General features: G+C 72.9%; 19 protein-coding genes, 1 tRNA gene and 1 pseudogene. 13 read left to right on the top strand and 8 right to left on the bottom strand.

Going from position 1 to position 24580, the window contains the following annotated elements:
- Positions 1-132: 132 nt before the first annotated feature.
- Positions 133-2085 (bottom strand): PIG-L family deacetylase, encoded by a 1953-nt coding sequence (locus ACFCY1_RS13505; protein WP_375874625.1) that lies wholly within the window; start codon positions 2083-2085, stop codon positions 133-135.
- A 434-nt stretch (positions 2086-2519) separates the two neighbouring features.
- Between ACFCY1_RS13505 and ACFCY1_RS13500 the strand changes: the two genes are divergently transcribed.
- The 3 genes from ACFCY1_RS13500 (at position 2520) to ACFCY1_RS13490 (ending at position 5131) form a co-directional block, all read left to right on the top strand.
- On the top strand, positions 2520-4586 hold the full coding sequence (locus ACFCY1_RS13500; RefSeq protein WP_375874624.1) for an FG-GAP-like repeat-containing protein: 2067 nt from the start codon (positions 2520-2522) through the stop codon (positions 4584-4586).
- Between the two features lie 171 nt (positions 4587-4757).
- The gene (locus ACFCY1_RS13495; protein ID WP_375874623.1) at positions 4758-5021 is read left to right on the top strand and encodes a hypothetical protein; all 264 of its coding nucleotides are present in this window, start codon (positions 4758-4760) and stop codon (positions 5019-5021) included.
- A 33-nt stretch (positions 5022-5054) separates the two neighbouring features.
- Positions 5055-5131, top strand: a tRNA-Met gene (locus ACFCY1_RS13490).
- Between the two features lie 586 nt (positions 5132-5717).
- Here the strand turns inward: ACFCY1_RS13490 and ACFCY1_RS13485 are convergent.
- Positions 5718-6155: a hypothetical protein gene (locus ACFCY1_RS13485; protein WP_074002930.1), complete on the bottom strand. Its 438-nt coding sequence runs from the start codon at positions 6153-6155 to the stop codon at positions 5718-5720.
- A gap of 794 nt (positions 6156-6949) precedes the next feature.
- Between ACFCY1_RS13485 and ACFCY1_RS13480 the strand changes: the two genes are divergently transcribed.
- From ACFCY1_RS13480 to ACFCY1_RS13440, 9 genes are all read left to right on the top strand, one after another.
- Entirely contained in the window at positions 6950-7579 is a 630-nt protein-coding gene (locus ACFCY1_RS13480; protein ID WP_375874622.1) for a hypothetical protein, read from the top strand.
- A gap of 318 nt (positions 7580-7897) precedes the next feature.
- A complete protein-coding gene (locus ACFCY1_RS13475) occupies positions 7898-9172 on the top strand; it encodes a hypothetical protein (RefSeq protein ID WP_375874621.1) in 1275 nt (424 codons plus the stop codon).
- A 476-nt stretch (positions 9173-9648) separates the two neighbouring features.
- Positions 9649-12369, top strand: a complete 2721-nt coding sequence (locus ACFCY1_RS13470; protein WP_375874620.1) for a BTAD domain-containing putative transcriptional regulator — start codon at positions 9649-9651, stop codon at positions 12367-12369.
- Between the two features lie 127 nt (positions 12370-12496).
- A complete protein-coding gene (locus ACFCY1_RS13465) occupies positions 12497-13210 on the top strand; it encodes a DUF4232 domain-containing protein (RefSeq protein ID WP_375874619.1) in 714 nt (237 codons plus the stop codon).
- A gap of 200 nt (positions 13211-13410) precedes the next feature.
- The gene (locus ACFCY1_RS13460) at positions 13411-14148 is read left to right on the top strand and encodes a helix-turn-helix domain-containing protein (RefSeq protein ID WP_053112011.1); all 738 of its coding nucleotides are present in this window, start codon (positions 13411-13413) and stop codon (positions 14146-14148) included.
- 69 nt (positions 14149-14217) lie between these two features.
- Positions 14218-15663, top strand: a complete 1446-nt coding sequence (locus ACFCY1_RS13455; RefSeq protein ID WP_375874618.1) for a CoA transferase — start codon at positions 14218-14220, stop codon at positions 15661-15663.
- A gap of 162 nt (positions 15664-15825) precedes the next feature.
- Positions 15826-17019: a CaiB/BaiF CoA transferase family protein gene (locus tag ACFCY1_RS13450; protein ID WP_375874617.1), complete on the top strand. Its 1194-nt coding sequence runs from the start codon at positions 15826-15828 to the stop codon at positions 17017-17019.
- 85 nt (positions 17020-17104) lie between these two features.
- Positions 17105-18250, top strand: a complete 1146-nt coding sequence (locus tag ACFCY1_RS13445; RefSeq protein ID WP_375874616.1) for an acyl-CoA dehydrogenase family protein — start codon at positions 17105-17107, stop codon at positions 18248-18250.
- Positions 18250-19317, top strand: coding sequence for an acyl-CoA dehydrogenase family protein (locus ACFCY1_RS13440; RefSeq protein WP_375874615.1), 1068 nt, complete (start codon positions 18250-18252; stop codon positions 19315-19317). Before ACFCY1_RS13445 ends, ACFCY1_RS13440 begins: the two co-directional genes overlap by 1 nt.
- Here ACFCY1_RS13440 and ACFCY1_RS13435 read toward each other — a convergent pair.
- From ACFCY1_RS13435 to ACFCY1_RS13425, 3 genes and pseudogenes are all read right to left on the bottom strand, one after another.
- On the bottom strand, positions 19301-19573 hold the full coding sequence (locus ACFCY1_RS13435) for a glycosyltransferase (protein ID WP_375874698.1): 273 nt from the start codon (positions 19571-19573) through the stop codon (positions 19301-19303). The two genes, ACFCY1_RS13440 and ACFCY1_RS13435, sit on opposite strands and share 17 nt — an antisense overlap.
- 75 nt (positions 19574-19648) lie before the next feature.
- Positions 19649-20947 (bottom strand): glycosyltransferase 87 family protein, encoded by a 1299-nt coding sequence (locus ACFCY1_RS13430; protein ID WP_375874614.1) that lies wholly within the window; start codon positions 20945-20947, stop codon positions 19649-19651.
- Between the two features lie 360 nt (positions 20948-21307).
- Positions 21308-21475: pseudogene (locus ACFCY1_RS13425) on the bottom strand (pirin family protein); the annotation flags it as partial.
- 95 nt (positions 21476-21570) lie between these two features.
- Between ACFCY1_RS13425 and ACFCY1_RS13420 the strand changes: the two are divergent.
- Entirely contained in the window at positions 21571-22725 is a 1155-nt protein-coding gene (locus ACFCY1_RS13420) for a tyrosine-type recombinase/integrase (protein ID WP_375874613.1), read from the top strand.
- A gap of 57 nt (positions 22726-22782) precedes the next feature.
- Here the strand turns inward: ACFCY1_RS13420 and ACFCY1_RS13415 are convergent, their stop codons facing one another.
- From ACFCY1_RS13415 to ACFCY1_RS13405, 3 genes are all read right to left on the bottom strand, one after another.
- Positions 22783-22974, bottom strand: a complete 192-nt coding sequence (locus tag ACFCY1_RS13415; protein WP_375874612.1) for a helix-turn-helix domain-containing protein — start codon at positions 22972-22974, stop codon at positions 22783-22785.
- Positions 22975-23105: 131 nt separating this feature from the next.
- The gene (locus ACFCY1_RS13410) at positions 23106-23309 is read right to left on the bottom strand and encodes a hypothetical protein (protein WP_375874611.1); all 204 of its coding nucleotides are present in this window, start codon (positions 23307-23309) and stop codon (positions 23106-23108) included.
- Between the two features lie 51 nt (positions 23310-23360).
- The gene (locus ACFCY1_RS13405) at positions 23361-24545 is read right to left on the bottom strand and encodes a hypothetical protein (protein ID WP_375874610.1); all 1185 of its coding nucleotides are present in this window, start codon (positions 24543-24545) and stop codon (positions 23361-23363) included.
- Positions 24546-24580 lie beyond the last annotated feature (35 nt).

The following is a 24580-nucleotide window of genomic DNA, read 5'->3' as shown; positions in this document are numbered from 1 at the left end:
GTGTATAAGAGACAGGGCCCGGACAGCCCGGGCCGTTGGGGGCCCCCGGCCGCCGGGGCGCCCCCCCGGGCGCCAGGGGCCCCGCCGGCAACCCCCCGGGGGGGCCCCCCCCGCGCCCCCCGGGACCGGCGGTCACAGGGGCATGCCCTGCCAGCCGCCGAGGTTGGTGGGCGTCGTGCCCGTGCGGAAGTAGACGCGGCCGTCCGTGCCGATGGCGAACACGTACAGGACACCGCCGCCGTCGACGATCGTGGTCGGGTAGTCGAGGACGGTGCCGCCGAGGTCCTGCCAGGCGCCGTAGCCGGCGTTCGGCGCGGTCTGGGCGGTGGTGCTCACGCCGCCGCCGCCGTTGCGCTCGAACAGGACGACCCGCCCGCCGAGGTTGGCCATCGCCGGCTCGCCCACGCCCTTGTGGCCGCCGAGGTTGGTCGGGGACTGGCTCCACGGTCCCCCGGGCCGGGTCTGGTAACTGACGAGCATCGCGCCGGTTTCGGCCTCGCGGTAGGCGAGTTCGATGCGGCCGTCCTGGTCGAGCGCGGCCTTGGGCGGGCTGGCCGGCCGGGAGTTCGGGATCGGGCCCGGGCCGTTGATGGCGTCGTTCGGAGCGGTCTGCCACCAGTTGACGACCCCGTCGCGGGTGCTGGCGAAGACCTCGATCCTCCCGACGCCGTTGCGGATCGCGGTGACGGGATCCTGGATGTCGGTGCCGTGCAGGTCGTCCCAGGTGGTCGTCCAGGCGCCGTTCGGGCTGGTCTGCCGGATCGCGCTGAGGCCGCCGCCGCCGTTCTTGACGAAGAGCTCCAGCCGGCCGTCCTGGGAGGCGACCACCGCGGGCACGCCGACCTGGCCCGCGTTGACGAGCCCGGCGTTGGGGTTGCCGAGGTCGGCCCAGCTGTCCCGCCACACGCCGTTGGGCGTGGTCTGCGGGACGGAGACGATGTGGTGGTCGGTGAGGCGGCGGGCGAAGACCTCCAGCCGGCCGTCCGCGTTGGTGCCGACGGCGATGCCCGGCGCCAGCCGCCCGCCCGGGTCGGCGAACCGTGCCGGGCCGCCCCAACTGCCGTCCCCCTGGCGCCAGTAGGTGTAGAGGGAGCCCGCCCGGACGACGAAGACCTGCGGCCGGCCGTCCTGGTTCAGCCCGGCCCAGGAGGTGCCGCGCGACCAGCGGTAGTACATCCGGGAGAACCAGGCGGTTTCGTAGTTCCCCGAATGGTCGTGGCTCGCGTACTCGGAGACGAACACGCCCTTGGTGCCGACCGTCGCCGGATCGAGGTTCACCGGGCAGTCGCTGATGTTGTAGTCCCGGTAGTTCACCTGGACCAGCGAGCCGCCGTACTGGCTCGCCGCCATGCCCGCGAACTTCGCGGCGGAGATGTGGTCCGAGTGGTCGTCCTTGTAGCGGGTGTCCGGGAGTTCGTCCTGGGCCCGGAGCACGGTCGGCTGGTACGTCACCATGATCTGCCGCAGCACCTCGACGACGTCCGCCGCCGTGTAGGTCGACGGCCCGGACAGCGGGCTGTCCTTCGGGACGACCGTGGTGTCGGTGCCGCCGTTCAGCACGTTGGCGAGCCCGGCGTCGTGCAGGTTGAGGAAGATCAGGTGCACCGACCGGTCCTTGAGCATGTACCGCTCGACCTGCTTGCCCGCGACCGTCCACGCCTCGACCGTCCAGTGCCCGATCTCGTCGGTCGCCGGGTCGTTGTCGCCGACCCCGGTCATCCGGGAGTAGGCGTTGACGGCGCCCATCTGGCGGTTCCAGGTGCGCAGCGGGTCGCCGGCGGGGTCCCAGCAGCCGCCCGCGCACGGGTCACCGGTGATGTTCCCGGCGGTGACGAACACCGTGACGGACGGGGTGCCGTCGGCGAGGGCGTTGGACAGGTCCGGGTTCATGAACAGGATGTCGTCGTCCTCGTGGGCGACGACCTGCATGAACAGCGGCCCGGAGCCGGCGGCCATACGTGCGGCCGTACCCGTACCCGTACCCGTGGCCGCGGAGGCTCGGGTCGCGGTCCCCTTGGCCAGGACGGGTGCGGCGAGGGCGGTCAGCGCGAGGGAGGTGAGGAGTTGCCGTCGTCCGATTGCCATGTGATGTCCCCTCATTCGAGATTTCGAGGTTCGACAGATGATCACGCCAGGAGGAGATTGGCGGATTGTCGGGGCGGAAAGTGCCCGAGACGGTATATCGCAAATTCCGTCAGGCGCGACAGTCAGCTGACGCACGATCAGGCCACTCCGTCTGCTTCCCGCCGATCTCGCCTGTACAGCGCGGTTTCTGCTGGAACTTCCCCATGGCTTCCGCCTGATGTTCCTCCTGGCGGAAGCCGGGCCGGCGGTGATTACATGGTGGATGGCGAGCGGTCTCCGAGATTTCTCGGCGCATTCTCGGACCTCCTCCTCCGGGAAGCGGGTCGCCGCCATTTCCTGGTCACCCGAGCCATGCGGGAAAACGGTTTTCCGTACCCGGCGAAAGGACTCCTGTGCACGTCGCCCACCGCTCACCGCGGGGCCGCCTGTCCGCCATGACGGCAGCCGCCCTCGTCCTCGGCGCGTTCGCCGCCCTGCCGCCCGCGGCCCCGGCGAACGCGGCCGCCGGCTGCGGGCCGGTCCCCGCCGCGCTCCCGCCGGTCCCCGCCGCGCTCCCGCCAGGCCCGGGCGCGCCGCGCCCCGAGTCCGCGGCCTGGACGGGGAGTTGGGGTACCGCCATGAGCCTGGCCGGACCGTCGGCAGCCTCGGGCGTGACGGGGCGGCAGACCCTGCGCATGGTCGTCCACACCAGCATCGGCGGCAGCTCCGCCCGGATCCGCCTGGTGAACACCTTCAGTCCGGACCCGGTGACCATCGGGCACGTCACCGTCGCGGCCCAGGACGGGACTTCGGCCCGGAACGGGAACCCGGCCACGGCGGCGGCCACGCCGGTCACCCTGACGTTCGGCGGTTCGGGCCGGACCGTCGTCCCGCCCGGCGGCGAGGTCTACAGCGACCCCGTCGCCTTCCCGGTCACCGCGGACGAGAACCTGCTGGTCAGCCTCTGGCTGCCCGACAAGGTCACCACCGCGCCCTACCACCCGTACACGCTCACCACCTCCTACACCTCCGCCCCCGGCGACGGTGCCGACCGCACCCAGGACACGGGCGGCGCCAACCTCTCCACCCCGTACGCCTACTGGGCCTTCCTGGCCGGCCTGGACGTCACGGCCGCCGGCAGCGACGGGACGGTGGTCGCCCTCGGCGACTCGCAGGTGGACGGCGGGCACACCGACCAGGACTCCAACACCCGCTGGGCCGACGACTACGGGCGCGCCCTCAGCGCCCGACCGACGCCCGAGGGCATCGTCAACAAGGGAATCTCCGGCAACCGGATCCTCACCGACGGGACGGGAGGACGCGTCGGCTTCGGTCAGAGCGCGCTCAACCGCTTCGACCGGGACGTCCTCTCCCAGACCGGAGTGCGGAGCGTCGTGCTCTACGAGGGCATCAACGACATCACGATGGACGACGCCTCCGACTCCGCGCTCGAGTCGGGGATCCAGCAGCTGGCCTCACGCGCGCACGCGGCCGGGCTGCGCTTCGCCGTCGCCACCATCCCCGCCTTCCAGGGCCACGCCGACTTCACCGCCGCCCGGGACCGGGTGCGCCGGTGCGTCAACGACTGGATCCGCACGACGACGGCCATCGACGGCTTCCACGACTTCGACCGGGCGACCCGCGACCCGCTCAATCCGAGCGCCGCGTTCGCCGGTTACGTCTCCTCCGACCACCTGCACTTCACCACCAACGGGAACGCGGCCCTCGCCGAGGTCCTCGCCCCGCGGCCCGCCCCGGCCAGCCCCTCCCACACCTTCTCCCAGACGACGGCCGGGGCCTTCCACGGCAAGGGCACCGGCGACCTCGTCGCCCGCGACGACTCGGACGGGCACCTGTACGAGTGGGCGGGGCGGGGAGACGGGTCCTTCGCGGCCAGGACCGACCTGACGGCCGGCTGGGGCGCGTTCTCCCAGACCACCGCCGGTGACTTCCGGGGGACGGGGCACGCGGATCTGATGGCGAGGGAGGACGCGACGGGCAATCTGTACATGTGGCGGGGTAACGGGGACGGTACTTTCGCGGGCCGGGTGCTGGTCACTGGCGGGTGGGGTCCGTTCTCGCAGACGGTCGCCGGTGATTTCCGGGGGACCGGCCGCGCGGATCTGATGGCGAGGGAGGACGCGACGGGCAACCTGTACATGTGGCCGGGTAACGGGGACGGTACTTTCGCCGGCCGGGTGCTCGTCACCGACGGGTGGGGTCCGTTCTCGCAGACGGTCGCCGGTGACTTCCGGGGGACGGGGCACGCGGACCTGATGGCGAGGGAGGACGCGACAGGCAACCTGTACATGTGGCCCGGTAACGGGGACGGCACCTTCGCCGACCGGGTGCTCGTCACCGACGGGTGGGGTCCGTTCTCCCAGACGGTCGCCGGTGACTTCCGGGGCACCGGCCGCGCCGACCTCATCGCCCGCGACGACACCTACGGCGTCCTCGACGAATGGACGAACACGGGCGGAGCCTCCTTCTCCCACGCCCTCCGGCTCACCGACGGCTGGTGACCGGCCGGTCGGCCCCGTCCAACTCCTCCGACTCGTCCTGCCCGGCCAATGCGCTTGCACGGGACCACCGTTCGCAGCGGCGGCCCACCGGGCGGGGCGGCTCGCCGACGGCGAGGAGGGCGGCCACCACCGCACCGACCCCGGCGCGGCGGTGGCCGCCCTACGCCCGACGTGGAACGGGTCGCCTCCCAGAGAAAGGCCCTGGCGGACCTCCAGAGCAAGGCGGGACGCGTCCTGTCCGGAGAGAACGCCGACCGCCTGGCCTCCGCCGTACAGCACCTGGTCGCCGTGCTGACCGCCGCCGGCATCGACTGGCGGCCGCCCGAGCCCCCGGCTGGCGAGAGCAAGAACCTGGCCACGGCGGCCCTCAAGCCGAACGAGATCGGCGCGGTCCTCGCGCTGTTCGCCGGTGCCCGGGCCGAACCGAGTTGGTGATCGCCGACTGGTGCCGTACAGTCGGGACCACGACGCGGGGTGGAGCAGCTCGGTAGCTCGCTGGGCTCATAACCCAGAGGTCGCAGGTTCAAATCCTGTCCCCGCTACCACGAATGCCGAAGGGGCGGACACAGTCATGTGTCCGCCCCTTCGGCGTTCCTCGACCTCTGCTGAGGGCGCCGGTTCTTCGGTTCGCCAGCACGCCGGTCGACCTGTTGATCGGGGGATTCCAGCCGGTTCCGGACGTGGCGCCGGAGATTACCGATGGCGAGCCGCCGAGCCGCTCGGCCAGGTCGGTCGGCGAGTGATTGCCCCGGCCGAGCTCGTCGTTCCGGTAGGTGTCGCGGGCGATCGTTCCCAGGTCGACAATGGCCCACGTCGCCAGTACCCGGTAGCCCTCCCGCACCCGGAACTGGGCTTCGATCGCCCGGATTCCCGAGCGTGCGGCCGGCGGCGAACGGGGTTCCGGCGGCGTCGGGAGGCGCCGTGAGCTGGCGGTTGCGCTGGACGCTGCCGCCGCGACCGGGGAGGAAGCGGCGGTCGGCTCCCGTGCTCGGGCTGCGCGACATCGGCCGGTTCGCCGTGGCGGGTTGCGGGTACCGGTTGACCTGCTGCGGCGGGAAGAGTGCCCTCCCGCCGAGGGCGGTGGCGGGGTGTGCCCCGGGCGGGCCGGGGCACACCTGCGGGAGTCCGGCGTCAGCAGGCCACCACGGTGGAGACGGTGGCGGTCGAGGCGGGCCAGCCGGGCTGGTTCACCGAGAAGGTGTTGCTGACGGTGGCGCCGCACGGGGCGCTGGAGAAGACGCTGCCGACCTGGTTCGAGCCGGCCTGGACGAGGACGGTCGGGTTGACGGGGGCGAGGGGGGCGCCGCCGACGACCGTGCCGGAGACGGCGAAGCCGACGGACTGGGGCTGCCAGGACGGGTCACCGGCCGTGGCCACCCCGTAGAAGCGGACCTGGTTGCCGGTCACCTCGACGCAGGCCCGGGTCAGCAGCGGACCGGGCGCGCCAGGGGTGCCGCAGGTCACGACCGCGCCGACCGGCCCGGCCGGCGCGGCGGCGGCCCCCTGGGCGGTGGCCAGGGTGGTCAGGGTCGCGGCGGCGGCAACGACGGCGATGACGGTGGTCTTCATGGGTGTCTCTCCTCGGGGCAGGGATAGGAGGATGGGCGGAATGTGAAATGTCACATTCCGCTGCTGCCAGCATGGCAGTCCCCCGCACCCCGGGGTGCGGCATCCGGGAAGAAGGCGACCTTTCGCGGGTATCGGCCACTGAATGACCGGAATGGCCTGTCGGTGATCGCGCAAACCCCTGGCCCGACCCTCTCGGGCGGCCGAACCCCCTACCGGGAAAGCAGGGTTCGGCGCTGACGGGTGCGGGGCACGTAGTCCTCTCGCACCCGCACACTGCACCGTGGCCGGAGCGGGCGCCGGCGACGGCGGTAGCCGACGTCGCGGCGGTCGCCGCCAGTGTTCAACTCCTTTGCCTGGAAGAGGACTTGCCGACCGAGCCAGGCATCGCCTTGCGAGGCTCGCCGCGTACAAGTCCGCCGGCCGCCCGGTGCTCGGCCGGCTCGCGGCCAGCGCCGACCCCACCCCGTACGACGGCTGACTGCGCGGGTACATGGCCGCGGTGGGCGTCGCCCGCGGTAGCGGCGGGGGAGTGGTGGTGGTGTGAGAGTCCCGCTGGATCGGCGCCGCCCCCACGGCCTGCCCGTCGTCCGGGAGCGGCCTGTCCAGACCGATGCCTGGGCATCGCGCTGCACCCGGTCCGGGCGACGGTGGCATGAGGGGTTAGGGGTCGGACGGTGCCGGCCGTGTTCCCCCGGGATTTGTGAAGGCCGGGGCGCCGTCGGGGGCGGCGTGGCAGGATCGGCGGCACAGTCACGTTGAGGGAGGGTTTTGTGGCTCTGAGTCACGATGAGTGGGTGCTGCTGGAGGCCGTCGCTGCCGAGAGTTCGGGCTGGCTGACCGGGGAGCTGCCTCTACAACGCCGGATCGCGGAGCACGGGACCGTGCGCCGGCTCGTCGGAGCGAAGGTGTGCGAGTTCGCGAGTCCCGAACTGCTCGACGGTCTCGCCGTCGGCGAAGCCCGCCCCGCGTGGGCAGTTCGCGTAACCGGCCTGGGGCAGGACCCGCTGCGCTACCGGGCCCTGCGGGACCGTCCAGCCGAGCAGCCCGTCGTACCGGTGGACGACTGCGTGCCGGACACCACGATCAGCGTGCGTGCCTTCGACATGCCCCTTCTCCACGCCGTCCGCGAGGACGCGAAGGCCGGCCTCCTCCCCGGGGTCGACGCCGACCTGCTGGGCGCGGCGATCGCCAGGGCGCGGACCGTAGAGGGCTCCAGCCGGCGCAGCGTGGACGTCACCGAGGCGGAGCTCGCCGTGATCCTGAAGGTGTTCTATCTGGAGTCCCTGCGGGGCGGCGGTGCTGCCGGCTACCGGCACGTCCTGCGCTCGTCGCCTCTGGCAAACGCCTTGAGGCCCGATCCGTACCGCCCGGAGGCGACCGTTGTGCGGCCTCGCGCCGCTGATTCCGCCGCGCTGGCCCGCTAGGGCCGGGCGAGCTTCTCCGTGATGCCGATGCCGGTGGCGACCCGGGCGAGGACGTCTTCGGCCTGGTGGTCGCCGACGTGGGCCGGGACGGTGATCGCCGCGTTCCGGGCGGGTGCGCCCAGGTCCTCTCCCAGGCCCTTCGCGGTACCCGCGGATGCCCGCAGGTCCGCTGGTCGGACCGGCGGGCACGGGTGGAATTCAAACAGAATGCCGGACCCTGTTGACCGTGGGGCTGATGGTATTCGAGGCTTTTATTCGCCGATTCTAAACATTCGCACCGGTGTTTAAATTGCCGCTTCCTGTTTCTATTCTCCGGATATGGCGAACGGCGTTTTCCACACCGCGTACGGCATCGAGATCAACCTGACCATGCCCGACCTCGGCCATCCGGGTCGGCCCGGCCTGCTGGAGGAGGTCACCACCCCGATCGACCGGCGCGAGCGCGAGCTCCTGGAGTGCCTGGAGCACCACGGTGACGGCGCCTGCCAGGCCGAGGAGGACGGCCGGTCCCCGTGGATGACGATCCGCCGCCGGACGGTCGGCGGCCGCACCGTCTGGGTGGCCGCCCACCTGCCGGTGCGCCACACCCCCACCCCGGAGGAGAGCGCGAAGCACCAGGCGATGAAGGAGCGGATCGCCCGGGCCGCCGAACGCCACGGCCACCGGGCCGAGATCGAAGCCCGCGCGACCGACGGCCGGATCCGCACCGACGTCCTCGTCACCGGCGACGACGGCCGGCGGATCGGATGGGAGGCCCAGTACTCGCCGATCACCGCCGACACCGTCCGCCGCCGCTCCCGCGCGGCCGCCGAGCACGGGATCGTCCCGCTGTGGGTGACCGACACCGACCGCTCCGCCGTCGTCGAGCGGGCACCCTGGGCCCGGGTCGACGACTTCAGCTGGAAGGAGATCGCCTCCCCGCTCGCCATGGTGGTGCGCGCCGGGGTGCGGCACCTGCAGCAGTGGAAGTGCCTGCCGAGCAGTGTGCGGCCCTGCCCGGTCAACGGCAGCTCCTGCGGGCGCTTCCACGCCGAGTGGTTCCTGCCCGCGCTGTGCCTGCCCGCGAAGGCGCCCACCGAGGTCGACCAGCTCGTCGTCGCCAGCGCGGACGGCGAGTTCGTGCCGATGCGTATCCCCGACCAGCGCGACCCGCGCTCCGTCTCCCGGATGTGGGTGCCCGCGGTCGATCGGGACCGCTGGCACGACATGCTCGGCCCCGACGAGGACGAGGACTCCCCGGCCGAACCCGGGGCCGGGGACGCCGGCATCACCTACACCCGCCAGGAACTCGACGCGACCTGCCGCTACGGCGAGGAGACCTTCACCTTCAACGACCCCCGGCCCCGGCGCGGGAACTCCGCGGGCACCGGCCTGCACACCTTCGACGAGGTCCCCGAACGGCTGTTCACGGTGCCCCGGCAGGACCGCCGGCTCGACGCCACCGAGACCCAGCGCCGCGAAGCCGCCCTCGCCCACGGCTGCGAGCCCTGGCAGATCGGCCCGTGCGCCGGCTGCGGGACACCGATCCGCCGCTACGGCGACACCGGCGTCCACGCCTGCGAGGCGTGCCGGGCGAGGACTGCCCGACGGTGAGCACCAGGACCAGCACGGTCGGCTTCCACAGGACCGCCCGGGGACTCGGGGGCACGCGGTGGGCGGGGCGAGGCCGTTCCTCCGCCACCCGCCGCCCGGTACCACCTACCGTGCGGCCGGCCCCCTCGTACGGGCCGTAGTCGCCGCCGGTGCGGGCGACGCTCTTCCGGGCCCCGCGCCCGCCGAGCAGCGCGGCCCGGGTGGCGAAGTCCGGCAGCAGCAGGCGCGGCGCCCGGCGTCCGTACAGCGCGGTCAGCAGTCCTGCCCCGTCAGGCCCCGGCGGTGTGCCACCTGGCGCTGCCGCCCCGTTCAGGGGGTGTCGGCGGCGCAGCTCGCGCAGCAGTCGGTGTCCGGCGAGTGCGGGCCGGGGCGCAGAGCAGTCGAGTGGGAGTACGTGGTCGGTGACGGAGCGGTGCGGTATCCGTGAAGTTCGACCTCCCGATTCCCAGTAGCCATCGGACGATAGGGTTCCGTCCATGGAGTTCCAGGTCCTCGGCCCCGTGTCGGTCAGCGGGAGCGACGGGCCGTTGCCGCTCGGGCCCGCCAAGCGGCGCAGCCTGCTCGCGATGCTGTTGCTGCGGGCCAATGTCGCGGTCTCGGTCGACACGCTCACCGAGGCGCTGTGGGACGACGAACCCCCCTTGCACGCGCGCACCGTGATCCAGGGCCATGTCTCGCGCCTGCGGGCACTGTTGGCGGGTGTCGACGCATCGGCGTACGGCGTCGAGCTGAGCACGCGCGGCTCCGCGTACCACCTGGAACTGCCGGAGACGCTGCTCGACGCCCACCGCTTCGACGGCCTGGTGGCGCTCGCCCGCCGTGCCACCGACCCCGGTGACCGGGCCGCGCTGCTCACCGAGGCGCTCGCCCTGTGGCAGGGCCCCGCGCTGGCCGGCGCCTACCCGTCGCCGTTGCTGCGCTCCGCCGCGCACACCTTGGACGAGGCGCGGCTCGCCGCGGTCGAGCTGCTCGCCGACACGTACGTCGCGGGCGGCGAACACGAGCGCGCTGTCCAGCTGTTGCGGCCGGAGACCGGGGCCCATCCGCTGCGCGAGCCGCTGGCCGCCCGACTGGTCGAGGCGCTGCACCATGCGGGGCGTTCCTCGGAGGCCCTGGACGCCTACCACCACGCCCGCCAGGTCCTGGCCGACCAGCTCGGCGCCCGCCCGGGCGCCGAGCTGACCGCCGCCTTCACCGTCGCTCTCGGCCCCGAAAGCGCCCCCGCGGTCCGGGCCGAGGCGCCCCAACCCGTCCTGGAGTCAGTGCAGTTCCGGCCCAACCTGCTGCCTCGTACCCCGCGCGGATTCCACGGCCGCACCGTCGAGAGCGCCGCGCTGACCGCGGCCGCGGCCGGACCTGACGGGCCGGTCGTCGTGGTCACCGGGCCCGCCGGGGTCGGCAAGACCGCGCTGGCCGTGCGCTGGGCGGCCGACCGGCACTCCGACTTCCCCGACGGGACGCTCTACGCCGATCTGCGCGGGTTCAGCGACACCTCGGACCCCGAACCGGCCGAGCTGCTGCGGGAGTTCCTCGTCGCTCTCGGCGTTCCACCGCGCCGGATGCCCGAGTCGGCGGACGCCGCCGGTGCCCTGTTCCGCTCGCTCACCGCCGAACTGCGCCTGCTCGTCGTCCTCGACAACGCCCGTACCTCCGCCCAGGTGCGCCCGCTGCTGCCCACGGGACCCGGCTGCGTCACCGTCGTCACCAGCCGTGCCCGCCTCGCCGGTCTCGTCGCCTCCGACGCCGCCCGCGTCCTCGCCCTCGACGTCCTCGCCACCGACGACAGCGTGGCCCTGCTCACCCGTCTCCTCGGCGAGCACCGCACCGCCGCCGATCCCCAAGCGGCCCGGCGTACAGCCGAGTTGTGCGGCGGGCTGCCGCTCGCGCTGCGGGTCGCCGCCGCTCGGCTCGTGGAACTCCCCGCCCTCGGCCTCGCCTCCTTCGCCGACCGGCTCGCCGACGAGCGCCAGCGGCTCGAGCTGCTCGCCGCCGAGGACATCGGCGTCGCCTCCGCGCTGCGGCTCACCACCGCCCACCTCCCCGCCGACGTGGCGCAGCTGTTCACCGCGCTCGGCCATCACCCGGGCACGCACGTCGACCGGTTCAGCGCCGCCACGCTCGCCGGCACGACCCCGCCGGACGCGGCCCGCGCCCTCGACCGCCTGGTCGCCGCGCACCTGCTCACCGAGACCGCCCCCGGCCGCTACGTCCTGCACGACCTGGTCCGGCTCTACGCGCGTGGCCAGAGCCGCGACCCGGCCGCCCGCGCCGCGGCCCGGCTGCGCCTGTACGACCACTGCGTGGCGACCGCGCTGTCCGCGTCCGAGGCCGCGGAACCCGGCGGAGAGCCCGCCTTCGTGCAGCCCGATGACTTTCAACAGCCGCCCGGAGTACGGGACTTCACCAGCCGTGAGGAGGCGCTCGACTGGTTCGCCGCCGAACGCGACGACCTCGCCCTGATCGCCGCCGCGGCCCGCGCCGAGGACCGGCCCGAGCGGGCCTGGCGGATCGCGGTGACCCAGTGGCCGCTCGTGGTCTGGCGGGTCCTCGCCGACTGGGCGCCCACCCTGGAGGCCGCCCTCGCCGACGCCCGCGCCTGCGCCGACCCCTATGCGGAGGCCCGCGTCCTGACCCTGCTCGGCTGGGTGCTCGCCGAGGAGGGCCGCACCGCCGAGGCCGTCCGGCACCTGCGCGTCGCACCCGAACTCGCGGCCTGCGCAGGCGACGTACTCGGCGAGGCCACCGCCCTGGTCAACCTCGCCGCGGCCCTCCCCGACGACGAACCCGGCGCCGCCGAAACGGCCTGTACCCGAGCCCTCGCGCTCGCCACCGAGGCCGACGACGCGCACACCCGGATGCTCGCGCTCCAGCACCTGGCCCGCATCCACCTCGGCGCGGGCCGCCACCGGCAGGCGTACGAGGCGGCCGAGGTGGCGCTCGGCCTCGGCCCGGAGCACGAGGCGGTCGCCCGGCGGGTGCTCCTGCGCACCTGGCAGGGCGAGGCGCTGGCCGGGCTCGGCGACACCGTGGCCGGGCGGCGCTGCCTAACGCAGGCCGCGCTCGAGGCCGAGCGGACCGGCTACGACGCGGGCGCCGTCACCGCGCTCGATGCCCTGCTGCACATCGCCGACCAGGACGCACTGCCCGAACTGCGGCGCCGGCACGCGGCGGCACACGCCAGGATCCGGGCGCGTTAGCCAGGCGTTAGGACCGCCGCCGCGCTCGTTAGTGATCTGCCAGCGCGCCGCAACACCCTCGTTCCTGCAAGGGGAAGCGACCTCGTACAGGATCGCGACCCACGAACGAGAATCGGGGGAACCAGCCATGCGCACCACCACCCGTCCCACCCTGCTCGCCGTCGGCGCCGTCGCCACGCTCGCCCTGTCCCTGACCGCCTGCAACGACGTCAGCGGCACGCAGGACAGTGGCGCCGCCGGCACCAGCGCGTCAGCAGCCGCCCCGTCGGGTTCCACCTCGGCGTCGGCGCCGGCTGCGGCCTCGGCATCGGCTGCGGCCTCGGCGCCGTCCGGGGGCAAGACGAGCACGAGCGGTGGAGGCAAGACGTCCTCCGGCACCGGCGGGGGCGGCGTCACCGCGGCCTGCACGACCAAGAACACCTCGGTGGCGTTCCTCCAGTCCTCGGGCCACGCCAGTGACGCGCAGCCCGCCGCCGCGACCCTCAAGATCACCAACAGCTCGGGTGCCCCCTGCACCATCGTCGGCCCGACGACCGTGGTCGCCGCCGACGACCAGGGCAAGGCGAGCCCGGTCTCGGGGGACAACTCCACGGCCGGCTCGGCAGCGGTCGACATCCCGGCGGGCGCCGCGGTGGTGGCGGACGTGCTGTACAACGACGTGAACGGCGAGGGCACCGCGTCGGCCCGTTACACGTGCGCGGTGCAGGCGTCCCACGTCAAGGTCGCGCTGCCCAAGGACGCGGGCACCACGGTGAACGTCATGAAGGCGAACGGCTCGCCGGGCGGCGTCTTCAGCGTCTGCGGCGCCGACTTCAAGGTCGGGGCCTTCGCGGCACGGTAGCGCCTGGCGCGGCCCCGTCCGTCCGCACGATCCTCGGCATGACGGCGTGGATCAGGGCCCGGTGCGTGCAGGTGCACGCACCGGGCCGGTGACGTCGGCAGCGGGCCGTGGCCGGCCTGCCCGTCGGGTGGCGGGGGAGAACCGGCGGGCCGTGCCGGCGTGATCGGCCGGCGACGTACGACAGGGACAGGGCGGGCGGGATGAGCGAGCACGGCCGACGGCGGCCGCACCGCACGGTGGACCGGGTCGTGTGGATCCTGGAGGCCGCCGCGCGGGCTCCGGGCGGGGTGACCGTGGCCGAGTTGGCGCGGGCGGCCGGGGCGCCGGCGAGTTCGGTGCAGGACCTGGTCAACGGGCTCGTCGCGACGGGGTTCCTGCTGGAACAGCGCCGGCGCTTCCGGCTCGGGCCCGCCCCGCACGTCCTCAACCTCATCGCCGGCCGGGTCGTCCCGCGGATCGGCCAGGACGAGCTCAACGAACTGAGCCGCGTCGCGGGTACCCCGGTGCTGCTCACGGTGCGGGTCGGGCTCGACGCCGTGCACCTGGCGCGCGGCGGCGAGGACGAGATCCCCCGCCTCCTGCCGCTGGCCGACGAGCACATGGCCCGGCCGCTCCTGCGCACCGCCGCGGGCCGTCTGCTGCTGGCCCTCACCGACGAGGCGGAGCGCCGCGGGCTGCTCGACGAGCTCGCCCGCCACGACCCCGAGGCGGTCGCCGAGTTCCGTCGCGCTCTTCCGGGGATCCGGGCGTCGCGGATCAGCCGCAGCGAGGGTCTGGCCGATCCCGAGGTCAGCGCGCTCGCGATCCCCGTCACCGACGGCCCCGTCGTCACGGGCGCCCTCGTCCTGACGCACCGGCGTCGTGGCCGCTCGGAGCGGCTGAGTCTGGACCGGGCGGCGGCCCGGCTCCTCGCGCACATCCAGGAGGGGAGGACGTGACGTCCGCACCGGTTCACGGATATCCGTGAACGCGGGCGCTCGTGCCGTGTCGGGAACGAGCATCCCGGCATGACTTCGAACCCGCTGACCACGGCCGGGCCGACGCCTCCGCCGTCCACCGCCGAGATCGTCCTCCGGCTGCTGCACACGCTCGGCGACCCCGATCCGGCCCGGGGGGCCGAGGACGTCACCGCCGTAGGGGCGGATCCCCTGGTGCCCTCGGTGCACCGCCTCGCCGATGCCATGTCCGCCGCGATCGGTGTCTTCGGGCGACAGACGGCGGCGGTCGGCGAACAGCGCGGCCACCCGCACCAGAGGGTCGAGGTGCAGGCCGGGGCCGCGATCGACCAGCTCATGGCGACGTACCACACGACGCTCTCGGGACGCCCGCTCCTCTCCCTCCTCGACGACCCGACCCTGCTCGGCAACAGCGACTTCTACCGGGCGCGCGACGGCCGGTGGATCTTCATCATCACCACCTATCCGCATCTGCGGGACGCGGTCCACTCCGTGCTGAGGTGCGGGCTCGACAAGGTGGGGATCGCGCAGGCCGTGGCCGGCTGGGACGCCTTCACGCTGGAGGAGGCCGTCTGCGCGCGGGGCGGCGTCGCCTGCGCGGTGCGCAGCCGGGACGAGTGGCTCGCGCACCCCGCGGGGCGGTACGTCGCGCAGCGCCCGGTCGTCGAGATCGAACGTGTCGGCGACGGACCGGTCCGGCCGCTGGAGCCGATCGGTGCGGCGGACGAGGCGCTCGCGGGCGTACGGGTGCTCGATCTCACCCATGTCATCGCGGGTCCCGTCGCGGCGCGGCTGCTCGCCCAGTTCGGCGCCGACGTGCTGCACCTGTCGCGTCCCGACCGCCCCGACCCGATCCCGATGATCGCGATGACCGGCGGCGGCAAGCGCAACGCCTACTGCGACCTGCGCGACGACCACGACCGTGCGGCCTTCCATGACGCGCTCCAGGACGCGGACGTCTTCGTTCACGCCTACCGGGGACTCGCCCGGCACGGGGCGTCGACCGAGGAACTCGTCCGGCGCCGCCCCGGACTCATCACCCTCGAATACCACGCCTGGGGCGCCGACGGTCCGTGGGGCGAGCGCGGCGGGTTCGACCAACTCGCCTGCTCGGCCACCGGATTCGCCGTCGAGGAGTGGACCGACCGGCCGTCGCTGCCGCCGACGTACCTGCTCAACGACTACCTCGCCGCCTACCTCGGGGCCGCCGCCGTCGCAACGGTCCTGCGCCGGCGTGCGGCGGAGGGCGGCTCGTGGCGGATCCGCGTGACCCTGGCCGGGGTGTGCCACTGGGTGCGGGAACTCGGTCTGCTCGCGCGGGAGGACGTACTCGGCCTGCCCCGGCCCGGGCGCGCACCGCTCGCCGCGCTGTCGACCACGGAGACGGACTTCGGCCCGCTCACCGAACCGGCGACACCGTTCGCGTACAGCGGGCGCACGGTCCCCCAGCCCGGCCGGCGGACCCCGCTCGGGTCCGCTGCGCTCCAGTGGCGCTAAGCCACTTCTACGCGACCAGCTCTGGCAACCGAAACCGCCGCCCCGTGCGGACCGATGCAGCGAGTCCCTTCGCATCCGCCTCGTCGGCAGCACGTGTCCGCGGCCGCCCGTACCGCACCACCGTTCACCCACCCCACCCGACACCCCAGGAGGCACAGCACGATGTCCGAGCAGCCGAGCGGCCCGTCCGGCCGGGGACTCCTCGCCGGAGTCCGCGTCATCGAACTGGCCAGCGTGATCATGGCTCCGTACGCCGCCCAGCAACTGGGAGACCTGGGCGCCGACGTGATCAAGGTCGAGCCGCCCAGCGGTGACATGACGCGCCACTACCCGCCCCAGCGCCACCCCGGCATGGGCGGCGCGGCACTCAACCTGAACCGCAACAAGCGCAGCGCCGCCATCGACCTCAAGGCCCCGCACGGCCGCGACGCCCTGCTCGCCCTGCTGCGCACCGCCGACGTCCTCATCACCAACCTGCGCCCGCAGGCCCTGGCGAAGCTCCGCCTCGGCTACCACGACGTCGCGGCCGTCAACCCCGGCCTGATCTACGCCAACGCCCAGGGCTTCCGCAGCGACAGCCGCTACGGCACCCACGCCGCGTACGACGACATCATCCAGGCGGCCAGCGGCCTGGTCTGGCTCAACCACCAGGTCTCCGGCCAACCCCACTACGTTCCCACCGTGCTGGCCGACAAGATCTGCGGCATGCAGATCGCCCAGTCGGTCCTGGCCGCGCTGCACCACCGGGAGCACGGCGGCACCGGACAGCACATCGAGGTCCCGATGGTCGACACCATGCTCGCCTTCAACCTGGTCGAGCACCTGGGCGCGGCCGCCCTGGAGACCGACGGGGCGTTCGGCTCGCCGCGCTCGCTCAGCCCCCGGCGCCGCGCCCTGCGCACCGCCGACGGCTGGATGTGCATCCTGCCGCAGAGCGACCGCAACTGGCGGGACTTCACCGCCTTCGTGGGCCGCCCCGAACTGGCCGCCGACCCGCGCTTCGCCACCGGCCCCGACCGGGCCCGCAACGCCGACGCGTTCTATCCCTTGCTCGCCGGACTGACAGGACACCACACCAGTGCCCAGTGGCAGGAGTTCTGCGACCGGGCGGGCATCGCGGCCGCCCCCGTGCTCGACCTGGCCTCCGCCGCCACCACCGCCTACGCCCGCGAGGGCGGCCTGCTGCGCGAGGCCGACCACCCCACCGAGGGCCGCTACCGGGTCATCGGCCTCCCGGTCCGCTACTCGGCCTACCCGGAGCCGGAGCTGCGGCCCTGCCCGGCCATCGGCCAGCACACCGAGGAGGTCCTCCGCGAAGCCGGCTTCGACCCTTCCCTGCTGCACCCCGCAGGCTGACCGAACTCCCGTACCGAGAAGAAGCCAACCGCTCGTTCACCAGCCCAGGAGCGAATGAACCATGTCGCCTTCAACGCCGTCACCGATGGCATTCCCCGACGTCGTCCTGCCCGAATCGGCCCGCCGGCTCCGTACCGAGGTCCGCGCCTTTCTCGACGAGGAGCGCGCCTGCGGCACCGTACTCGGCCGCCCCGACTCCTGGCTGGCCGGCTGGGACCCCGACTTCAGCCGCCGCCTCGCGGAGCGCGGCTGGGTCGGCATGGCCCTGCCCGTCGAGTACGGCGGCGCCGGCCGCGGCTTCCTGGAGCGCTACGTGGTGATCGAGGAACTGCTCGCCGCCGGCGCCCCGGTCAGCGCCCACTGGGTCTCCGACCGGCAGGCCGGCCCGTCCGTCCTCCAGCACGGCACCGAGGAGCAGCGCCGCTTCTTCCTGCCCCGGATCGCCGCCGGGCAGTGCTTCTTCTCCATCGGCATGAGTGAGAAGAGCAGCGGCTCCGATCTCGCCTCGGTCGCCACCCGTGCCGAACGGACAGCCGACGGCTGGCGGTTGACCGGTACCAAGATGTGGACCGGCGGCGCCCACGTCAACGACTACGCCATCGTCCTCGCCCGCACCGATGAGGCCGAGGACAGGCACGCCGGCCTCAGCCAGTTCATCGTCGACCTGCGCGCCCCGGGCGTGCGGGTCGAGCCGATCCGGCTGATGAGCGGCGAGCACCGCTTCAACGCCCTCCACCTCGAAGGCGTCGACGTCCCCGACGGCATGCTGCTCGGGCAGCGGGGCGACGGCTGGAAGCAGGTCACCGGCGAACTCGCCTTCGAACGCAGCGGCCCCGAACGCTACCTGTCCACCTTCCCCCTGCTGGTCTCCCTGCTCCGCGAACTGGAGCGGCGCCCCGCGACAGCCGAACAGCTCACCCAGGTCGGCGTTCTGGCGGCGCGTCTGCACGGCATCCGCCGACTGTCCCTCGGTGTGGCCGCCGCCCTGGACACCGAAGCCTCGCCCGACACCCAGGCCGCCCTGGTCAAGGACCTCGGCACCCGCCTGGAGGGCACCCTGGTCGACACCGTCCGCAGCGTCCTGCCGACCACCGCCGACCCGCACGCCACCCCCGGCAGCCACCCGGAACTGCTCGCCTTCGCCCTGCTGCACAGCCCCGGCTACACGCTGCGCGGCGGCACCAACGAGATCCTTCGCGGCATCATCACTCGCGGTCTGGAGCAGCACTGATGAACACCCACACGATCGACACCAGCACCCCCGTCATCTCCGCCGACGCCTACGACACCACCGCCTTCCACGCCGACGCGGACTCCATCGCCGCCGTCACCAACACGACCGCCCCGGACGCCGTGGCCCTCCCCGCCCCGGACGCCCCGACCGCCGAACTCCTCGCCGCCGCCCAGGAGGCAGGACGCCGCGCCGTCCCCGCCCCTCTCGCCGAGACCGCCCTGGTCGCCCGCCCGCTGCTGCGCCGGGTCGGTCTCCCCGTCCCCGACGGCCCGCTCAGCTACGCCATCGCGCCCGAGCTGACGATCCGCTACGCCCGTCCGGCCGCCTCCCCCGTCGGCTCGGCCGGCTGCCTGGGCGACGACGACACCCTGCTGGTCACCGGCACCCTGCGTCGCGTCCCCTGGGCCCGCACCGCCACCGCCGTCACCGTCCTGGCCGCCGCCCCCTCCGGACCCGTCCTGTTCACCCTCGCCCCCGACCGGGCCGTCCTCACCCCCGGCGGCAACCTCGCCGAGGAACCCCGCGACGACCTGCACCTCCCCGCTCTCGAGATCCCCGCCTCGCAGGTCCGCCGGATCTCCCCGGAACTGCTCGACGAGGCCCGGCTCCGCGCAGCCCTGGCCCGGGCCGCCCTGATCGCCGGAGCCGCCGAACGCTGCGTGGAACTGACGGTCGCCCACACCACCGCCCGCACCCAGTTCGGCCGTCCGCTCAGCCGCTTCCAGGCGGTCAAGCAGGAGGAGGCGCGGCTCATCGAGGAGGCCGCCCTGGTACGCGCCGCCGTCCAAGCCGCCGCCACCCCCCTGGACACCGGCGGGGTGGCCGCCCACTTCGCCGTCGCCGCCGCCAAGACCCAGGCATCCGCCTCGGCCGCCGAGATCGCCCGCATCGCCCACCAACTCCACGGCGCGATCGGCATCACCCGGCTCAACCCGCTCCACCTCGCCACCACCCGCCTGTGGTCCTGGCGTGACGAGGACGGCAACGAAACCACCTGGGCGCCCGCCCTGGCCCGGTCCGTCACCGCCGCCACCCTCTGGCCCACCCTCACCGCCACGCCCTGACCCCTCGCCCCGCGCCTGTCGTCATTCGCGGTGGTCGACAGGGTGGAGTGCCGCCCACGACTCGTCCCGTCTCCCCGTCGAGCACGGCGTCCGGGGCGCCGCCGGAGTCGCCGACCAGCACCGGCAGGCCGGCCGCCGCCGCTTCCAGGAACACGATGCCGAGCCCCTCCACGGGGAGGGCGTTGTCGAAGGCGGCGGCGCCCGGGGTGGAGGACGTGTAGACGACGACGCCGTCCGGGGCGAAGCGTTCCGTCATCGCGTGGACGAAGGTCTCGATCCCTCCCTGTCGGGGCGGGAAGTCGTTGGTGACCACGAGTGTGCGCGGCACGGTTCAGGCCCGGCGGCCCAGTCGCCGGAGCAGGGCGTGGGTCCAGCGCAGTCGGCGTCGGGGGGCGTGACGGCCGGTGGGGTGTTGCCGGGGGACGGCGACGGTGCGCATGCGGTCTCCTGGATCGAGGGAATCCGGGCGGAGCCGGACCCAGCCGACCAGGACGAACGGCACCACGAGGTAGCCGAAGCGGGTGGCCGGGGCCAGACAGATGGCGAGGGCCAGTCCGAGGGCCAGCCGGTCGGAGGCGGCGACGACGGTCCGGGGCGGGTGGGTCAGGAGCGAGGTGCCCACCGCGGCCGCGGCCAGCGCGAGGAGGGCGAGGGCGAGCGCGCGGCCCCCGGGCACATGGGCTGCCAGGAGATGACCGGGCAGCGGGCTGTCCGCGGGGGAGGCGGTGACGCCGGCGCCGGTGGGGAACAGCACCGTGTGCTCCAGGAGGGCATTCGGGGTCGCCAGTACGGACGGGATCACCACGGTCCCGGCGACGGCGACGGTGACGGCGAGGGCCCGCAGCGCCGCGCTCCGTCCCCGGACCGTCGCGAGCAGGACGAGCGCGACCGGAACGAGCGGCCAGGCCGTCCACTTCAATGAGGCCGCCGCGCCCAGCGCCAGTCCGGTGCCGCCCGGCCGCCCGGTCCCGGCCAGCGCCAGCGCCAGGCACATCAGCGCGCTCACCGGCAGGTCCACCCCTCCGACGGCCAGTGGGAGGGCGACGGCGGGGAAAGCGGCGAGTGCCGCCAGCCCCACGCTTCCGCGACGCCCCGCGGTGATGCGGGCCGAGACGGCGATCACCGCGAGGAAGGACAGCGTGAACCACCAGCGCGCGTCGCCGGCGACCACGTCGCCCAGCAGCGCGTGTGGCAGGCCGAAGACCGCCATGCCGGGAAGGTAGGGGTTGTAGTCCGCGAGGGCGGCGGGCCGCTCGAGGTACGGAACGCCCGTCGACAGCAGTCGCTCACCCGAGCGCTGGACGACGTCGAGCTCCAGTTGCCCCTGGCCGCGCAGGACCAGCAGGACCAGCGGGACCAGGACCGACCCGGCCGCGGCCACCCGGACCGCCCGGCGCCGCCACACCCCCTGCCCGAGTCCGCTGAGCAGTGCGGCCGCCAGGTACCCCCCGGCCGCGGTCGCGCCCCACACCCGGTGAGGGCCGAGGGTCGATGCCAGGCCCAGTCCTCCGGCGAAGAGCGCGCACAGCGTCCAGGCGACGACGGGCGGCAGCCGGTGTGCCCACCAGGCACCGGGCTCGGACGCGGTGGTGGAAACGGTGCGGTGCGTCAGCAGACGTGGTGCGCTCAACCGGCCCAGCCTCCTTGGTCGGGATGTGCACACCAGTCTCGGGATCCGGGAGGCCGGGATCGTCAAACCGGGATGCGATCCCGGGCGTCAACCCGTGGTATGACGCCAACCACCGTTATCAACCCGTCAGTTGACGACGATCACCGTCCTCTCCCGCAGAATCGGGGCATGAGTTCCGTGTGGCGCTCCGCGTTCGCCCACCTGCAGGCCTGGAGCCGTTCGGCCGCGTTCCCGTATGCCACCGGGGCAGTACCCGCGGTCGTCGAGATCATGTCCGCCGGCATCGGCTCCATGGCCCTGTGGCCCGGCTCGGGGTGCGGTGGACCCGGGCGCCGCACCCCCGATCGCGTAACGCGCGGGTCAGCGGGCGTTTCCGCGGGGCTTGAGGGGGAGGCCGGGGAGTTCGGGGGCGGGGAGGCGGTCGCCGGGGTAGCCCTGGACGGCGCCGAAGCGGTCGGTGGCGGCCTGCCACTCGTCGCGGGCATGGACGATGTCCTCGTGGGACCGCCCGATGAAGTTCCACCACATACCACGTGATTTGCGTTTCTTCCCAGGTCAGGGGTGTGGCGGACCATCTGCGCTCAGCAAACAGTCAGCATTGGACGCGACGGAGACCGCACACGATGGCAACCAGGACTCTGGCCCACGGCATGGGCACCTTCTTCAAGACCTGTGAGCACCCGCAGTCGCGGTGGTCGAAGTGCCCGCACACCTACGTGATCCGGTTCCGCAACGCCTCCGGGCGGCAGACCGAGGAGTCCGGCTTCGCCACCCAGGACAAGGCGATCGACCGGCTCACCGAGATCTACCGGGCGAAGCGCGAGAATCCCTGGGGCCAGAGCAAGGCCGACCGCAACCGCAAGTACGGCGCGATGAACTTCGGCGCCTACACCGAAGAGTGGAAGGCCGGCCAGCGCTCGCTCGCCCCGGCGTCACTACGGCACCTCGACTCCCTGCTGGAACACCACCTCTACCCCGCCTTCCACAGCCGCCGGATGGCCACCTTCGACCACAAGGTCGTCGACGCCTTCATCCAGACCATGGAGCGCAACGGCGTCGGCCTGGCCACCCAGTCCAACGCCTTCGACAAGCTCAAGTCGATCCTGCTCGACGCCCACCGCCTCGGCCTCTACCCGGAGAACCCGCTCGACGGCGTCACCCCGCCCCAGTACGACCCGAAGCGCGCCGTCATCCCGGCCCCGCTCCAGCTGCGCGGGATACGCGAAGCCGGGGACGAGACCTTCAACCTCGTCGCCGAGCTCATGAGCGGCTGCGGGCTGCGCAACGGCGAGGCTCTCGCCGTCAACGTCAACAACATCGTCGCCGACGACGTCTATCGCGTCACCGAGCAGGTCAACCAGACGACCAAGGACTACGCGCCGCTCAAGCACCGCAAGGCGGGCGACTACCGGGACGTCCCGCTGCCGGCCCGGACCCGGCTCAGCATGCTCTCGTACGCGGACACCTACGGCACCATCGACGGCTACCTGCTCCGTCACCCGCTGGACATCGCGAAGCCGTACCCGTCCTACTACCTGCAGAACCAGTGGGACCGGATCAAGCGGACTGGCGACGTCGACATCCCCGATGGCATGACGCTCTACGGCCTGCGGCACTTCTTCGCCTCGAACTGCCTCAGCCACAACATCCCGATCACCGACGTGGCCGAGTGGATGGGGCACAAGAGCATCGACGTCACCTTCAAGATCTACCGCCACCTCATGCCCGGCTCGATCGGCCACGCCGCCCAGGTCCTCGACCTCGGCCTCGCGGCCTGACGCGCGTGGGGCCCTGTTCGCCGTCGAACAGGGCCCCACGCTTCACTCCGCCCGACGTCAGCCGCTGGACATCCGCTGCTGCTTCACCCAGGCATTGACCTCGGTGACCTTGAACTGCAGCTTCGCATTACGCCCACTCCCGAACCGGTACGGGGCGAGACCGGCCCTGGGCGCCTCGCGATAGACCCACTGAACGGACATGTTCAGAAGCTCTGCGGTCTGCTTGACGGTCATGAACTGTGAGGTCACGGACTCTCCTCGGCGAGGACCGGTCGCCATGCGTGCGACCGAGGAGGTCCAAATGTGCTGCACCAAGGACGGTTTGGGAGCGCCGTGATTCCGTGGTACGTCGGGCTCGCATCATCCTCGACCACATCAGCTCAGCTCCGTCGAACCGGCGGCCTGCTGTGCCTGATCGCCGCCGAGCCGGCCGCCAGGCCCACCGCGACCAGCTCCAGCAGCGCGGCGGACAGCCCGCCCCCCGGGCCACCCGGCCCGTACCGAACCGCCGCGTCGAGCCCGTCGACCAGCGCCAGGCCCAGGCTCCGGCCCAGCGCCCGGCCGAGCAGCGGCAGCCGGTCCAATCGCGCCCGCAGCAGACCCAGCAGGACCCGCAGGGACCGCGCCTCCGCTAGCTAGGAGGGTTCGAGGAGGTCTGCGGTGATGCGGTCCCAGGACGGCCGGTCTTCGTCGATACGACGGACCACTGTCAGCATCCGTCCGTCCAGATGGGTGTCCAGCGACTGCGCGTGCCGCGCGGCGTGGCCGCGCCTTGTTACCCGGTCAGGCAGACGGTCGGCAAGGACTCCAAGGAGGACTTCGTGTGTGGCAGGGCCCAGGCGGTCGGCCGAAACCCATCGTCCACGCATCAGGACACCGCCAATCTCGCCTTCCACGTCGCCCGTCATCTCGAACCGGCGGGCCAGCGCCGCATCCATCAGGTCCTCCGGGCTGAGCACCTTCTTTCCGAACAGGACTTTGTCGGAGTGAACTGGGCGAATCTCGGCTCGGGACCGAGGTTCGTCCCCGTCCAGGTCCTCTACCCAGGGTTCCTCGGCTGGAGCTTCCGCCCGCGCGGATGCTCTGCGGCGCTCTGCCCGGATCTCCCAGACTGCATGTCCTGGCTCGTCGATCCAGGTCAAGTCCAAGGCACTGTCGACGCTGTCACTGGCGGGCAGGAAAATGTCGACCCCCACACCAGCGGGACCGATCCACACCCAGCTCATGAAGTATGCGTGGCCCGAGTGCGCGGTCGACCACGCGGCGAGCTGGAGAAGCCGGCCTCGCTGACCGGCTGTTGCCGTCCCGGGGAACAGCTGCTTGGCCCGGCGCCTGCGTCCCCGGGCCTCGCCCGCAAGCGGTCCCCCCGCCACGTGGAAGAGCAGGTCTGGGCGAACTCCTCCGCCGCCGTACTGCTTCACCAACTGACCAGGTAGGACATCGAAGCTGTGCAAGCCGTCGGCCGGCGACCAAGCGAACAGGCACTCGCTGGCGGCGGTCATCACTCCAAGGCCGGTGGCTTCCGCGACGAACCTGCTGATGTGCCCCGAGCTGGCCAGCAGCGTCTGATGCTTCGCGGTGAGGAGCGTGCCGGGTGCGCCTGCGGTGATGTAGCTAAGTAGGAGGGCAACCTCGTGATCCCGTACACGCGGATCGACGATCTTCCGCAGGTCACACGCTAGGGCGTTGATGTGGATCAGTCGTGAGAGGGCCACTGGTAGATGTCCTTGGCCGACCTCGACGGCGACGATGTCCGAGATGCCGTCCGGATCGGGTTGGACGCTGAACTTCCACAGGCGGGCCCGCACGCTGGTCGTCACCTGCCGAGCCTACAAGACTGCAAAGATGCTGGTGG

Origin of the sequence: Kitasatospora sp. NPDC056273 (genome assembly GCF_042268845.1) — a bacterium.
Classification (GTDB): Bacteria; Actinomycetota; Actinomycetes; order Streptomycetales; family Streptomycetaceae; genus Kitasatospora.
Note: the sequence above shows the minus strand (reverse complement) of the source record. Positions and strands in the feature narration are given on the sequence as shown.

Coding starts and splice junctions, on each gene's coding strand:
- ACFCY1_RS13505 (WP_375874625.1), bottom strand. CDS start 2,085: ATGGCAATCGGACGACGGCAACTCCTCACCTCCCTCGCGCTGACCGCC.
- ACFCY1_RS13500 (WP_375874624.1), top strand. CDS start 2,520: ATGACGGCAGCCGCCCTCGTCCTCGGCGCGTTCGCCGCCCTGCCGCCC.
- ACFCY1_RS13485 (WP_074002930.1), bottom strand. CDS start 6,155: ATGAAGACCACCGTCATCGCCGTCGTTGCCGCCGCCGCGACCCTGACC.
- ACFCY1_RS13475 (WP_375874621.1), top strand. CDS start 7,898: ATGGCGAACGGCGTTTTCCACACCGCGTACGGCATCGAGATCAACCTG.
- ACFCY1_RS13470 (WP_375874620.1), top strand. CDS start 9,649: ATGGAGTTCCAGGTCCTCGGCCCCGTGTCGGTCAGCGGGAGCGACGGG.
- ACFCY1_RS13465 (WP_375874619.1), top strand. CDS start 12,497: ATGCGCACCACCACCCGTCCCACCCTGCTCGCCGTCGGCGCCGTCGCC.
- ACFCY1_RS13460 (WP_053112011.1), top strand. CDS start 13,411: ATGAGCGAGCACGGCCGACGGCGGCCGCACCGCACGGTGGACCGGGTC.
- ACFCY1_RS13455 (WP_375874618.1), top strand. CDS start 14,218: ATGACTTCGAACCCGCTGACCACGGCCGGGCCGACGCCTCCGCCGTCC.
- ACFCY1_RS13450 (WP_375874617.1), top strand. CDS start 15,826: ATGTCCGAGCAGCCGAGCGGCCCGTCCGGCCGGGGACTCCTCGCCGGA.
- ACFCY1_RS13445 (WP_375874616.1), top strand. CDS start 17,105: ATGGCATTCCCCGACGTCGTCCTGCCCGAATCGGCCCGCCGGCTCCGT.
- ACFCY1_RS13440 (WP_375874615.1), top strand. CDS start 18,250: ATGAACACCCACACGATCGACACCAGCACCCCCGTCATCTCCGCCGAC.
- ACFCY1_RS13435 (WP_375874698.1), bottom strand. CDS start 19,573: ATGACGGAACGCTTCGCCCCGGACGGCGTCGTCGTCTACACGTCCTCC.
- ACFCY1_RS13420 (WP_375874613.1), top strand. CDS start 21,571: ATGGCAACCAGGACTCTGGCCCACGGCATGGGCACCTTCTTCAAGACC.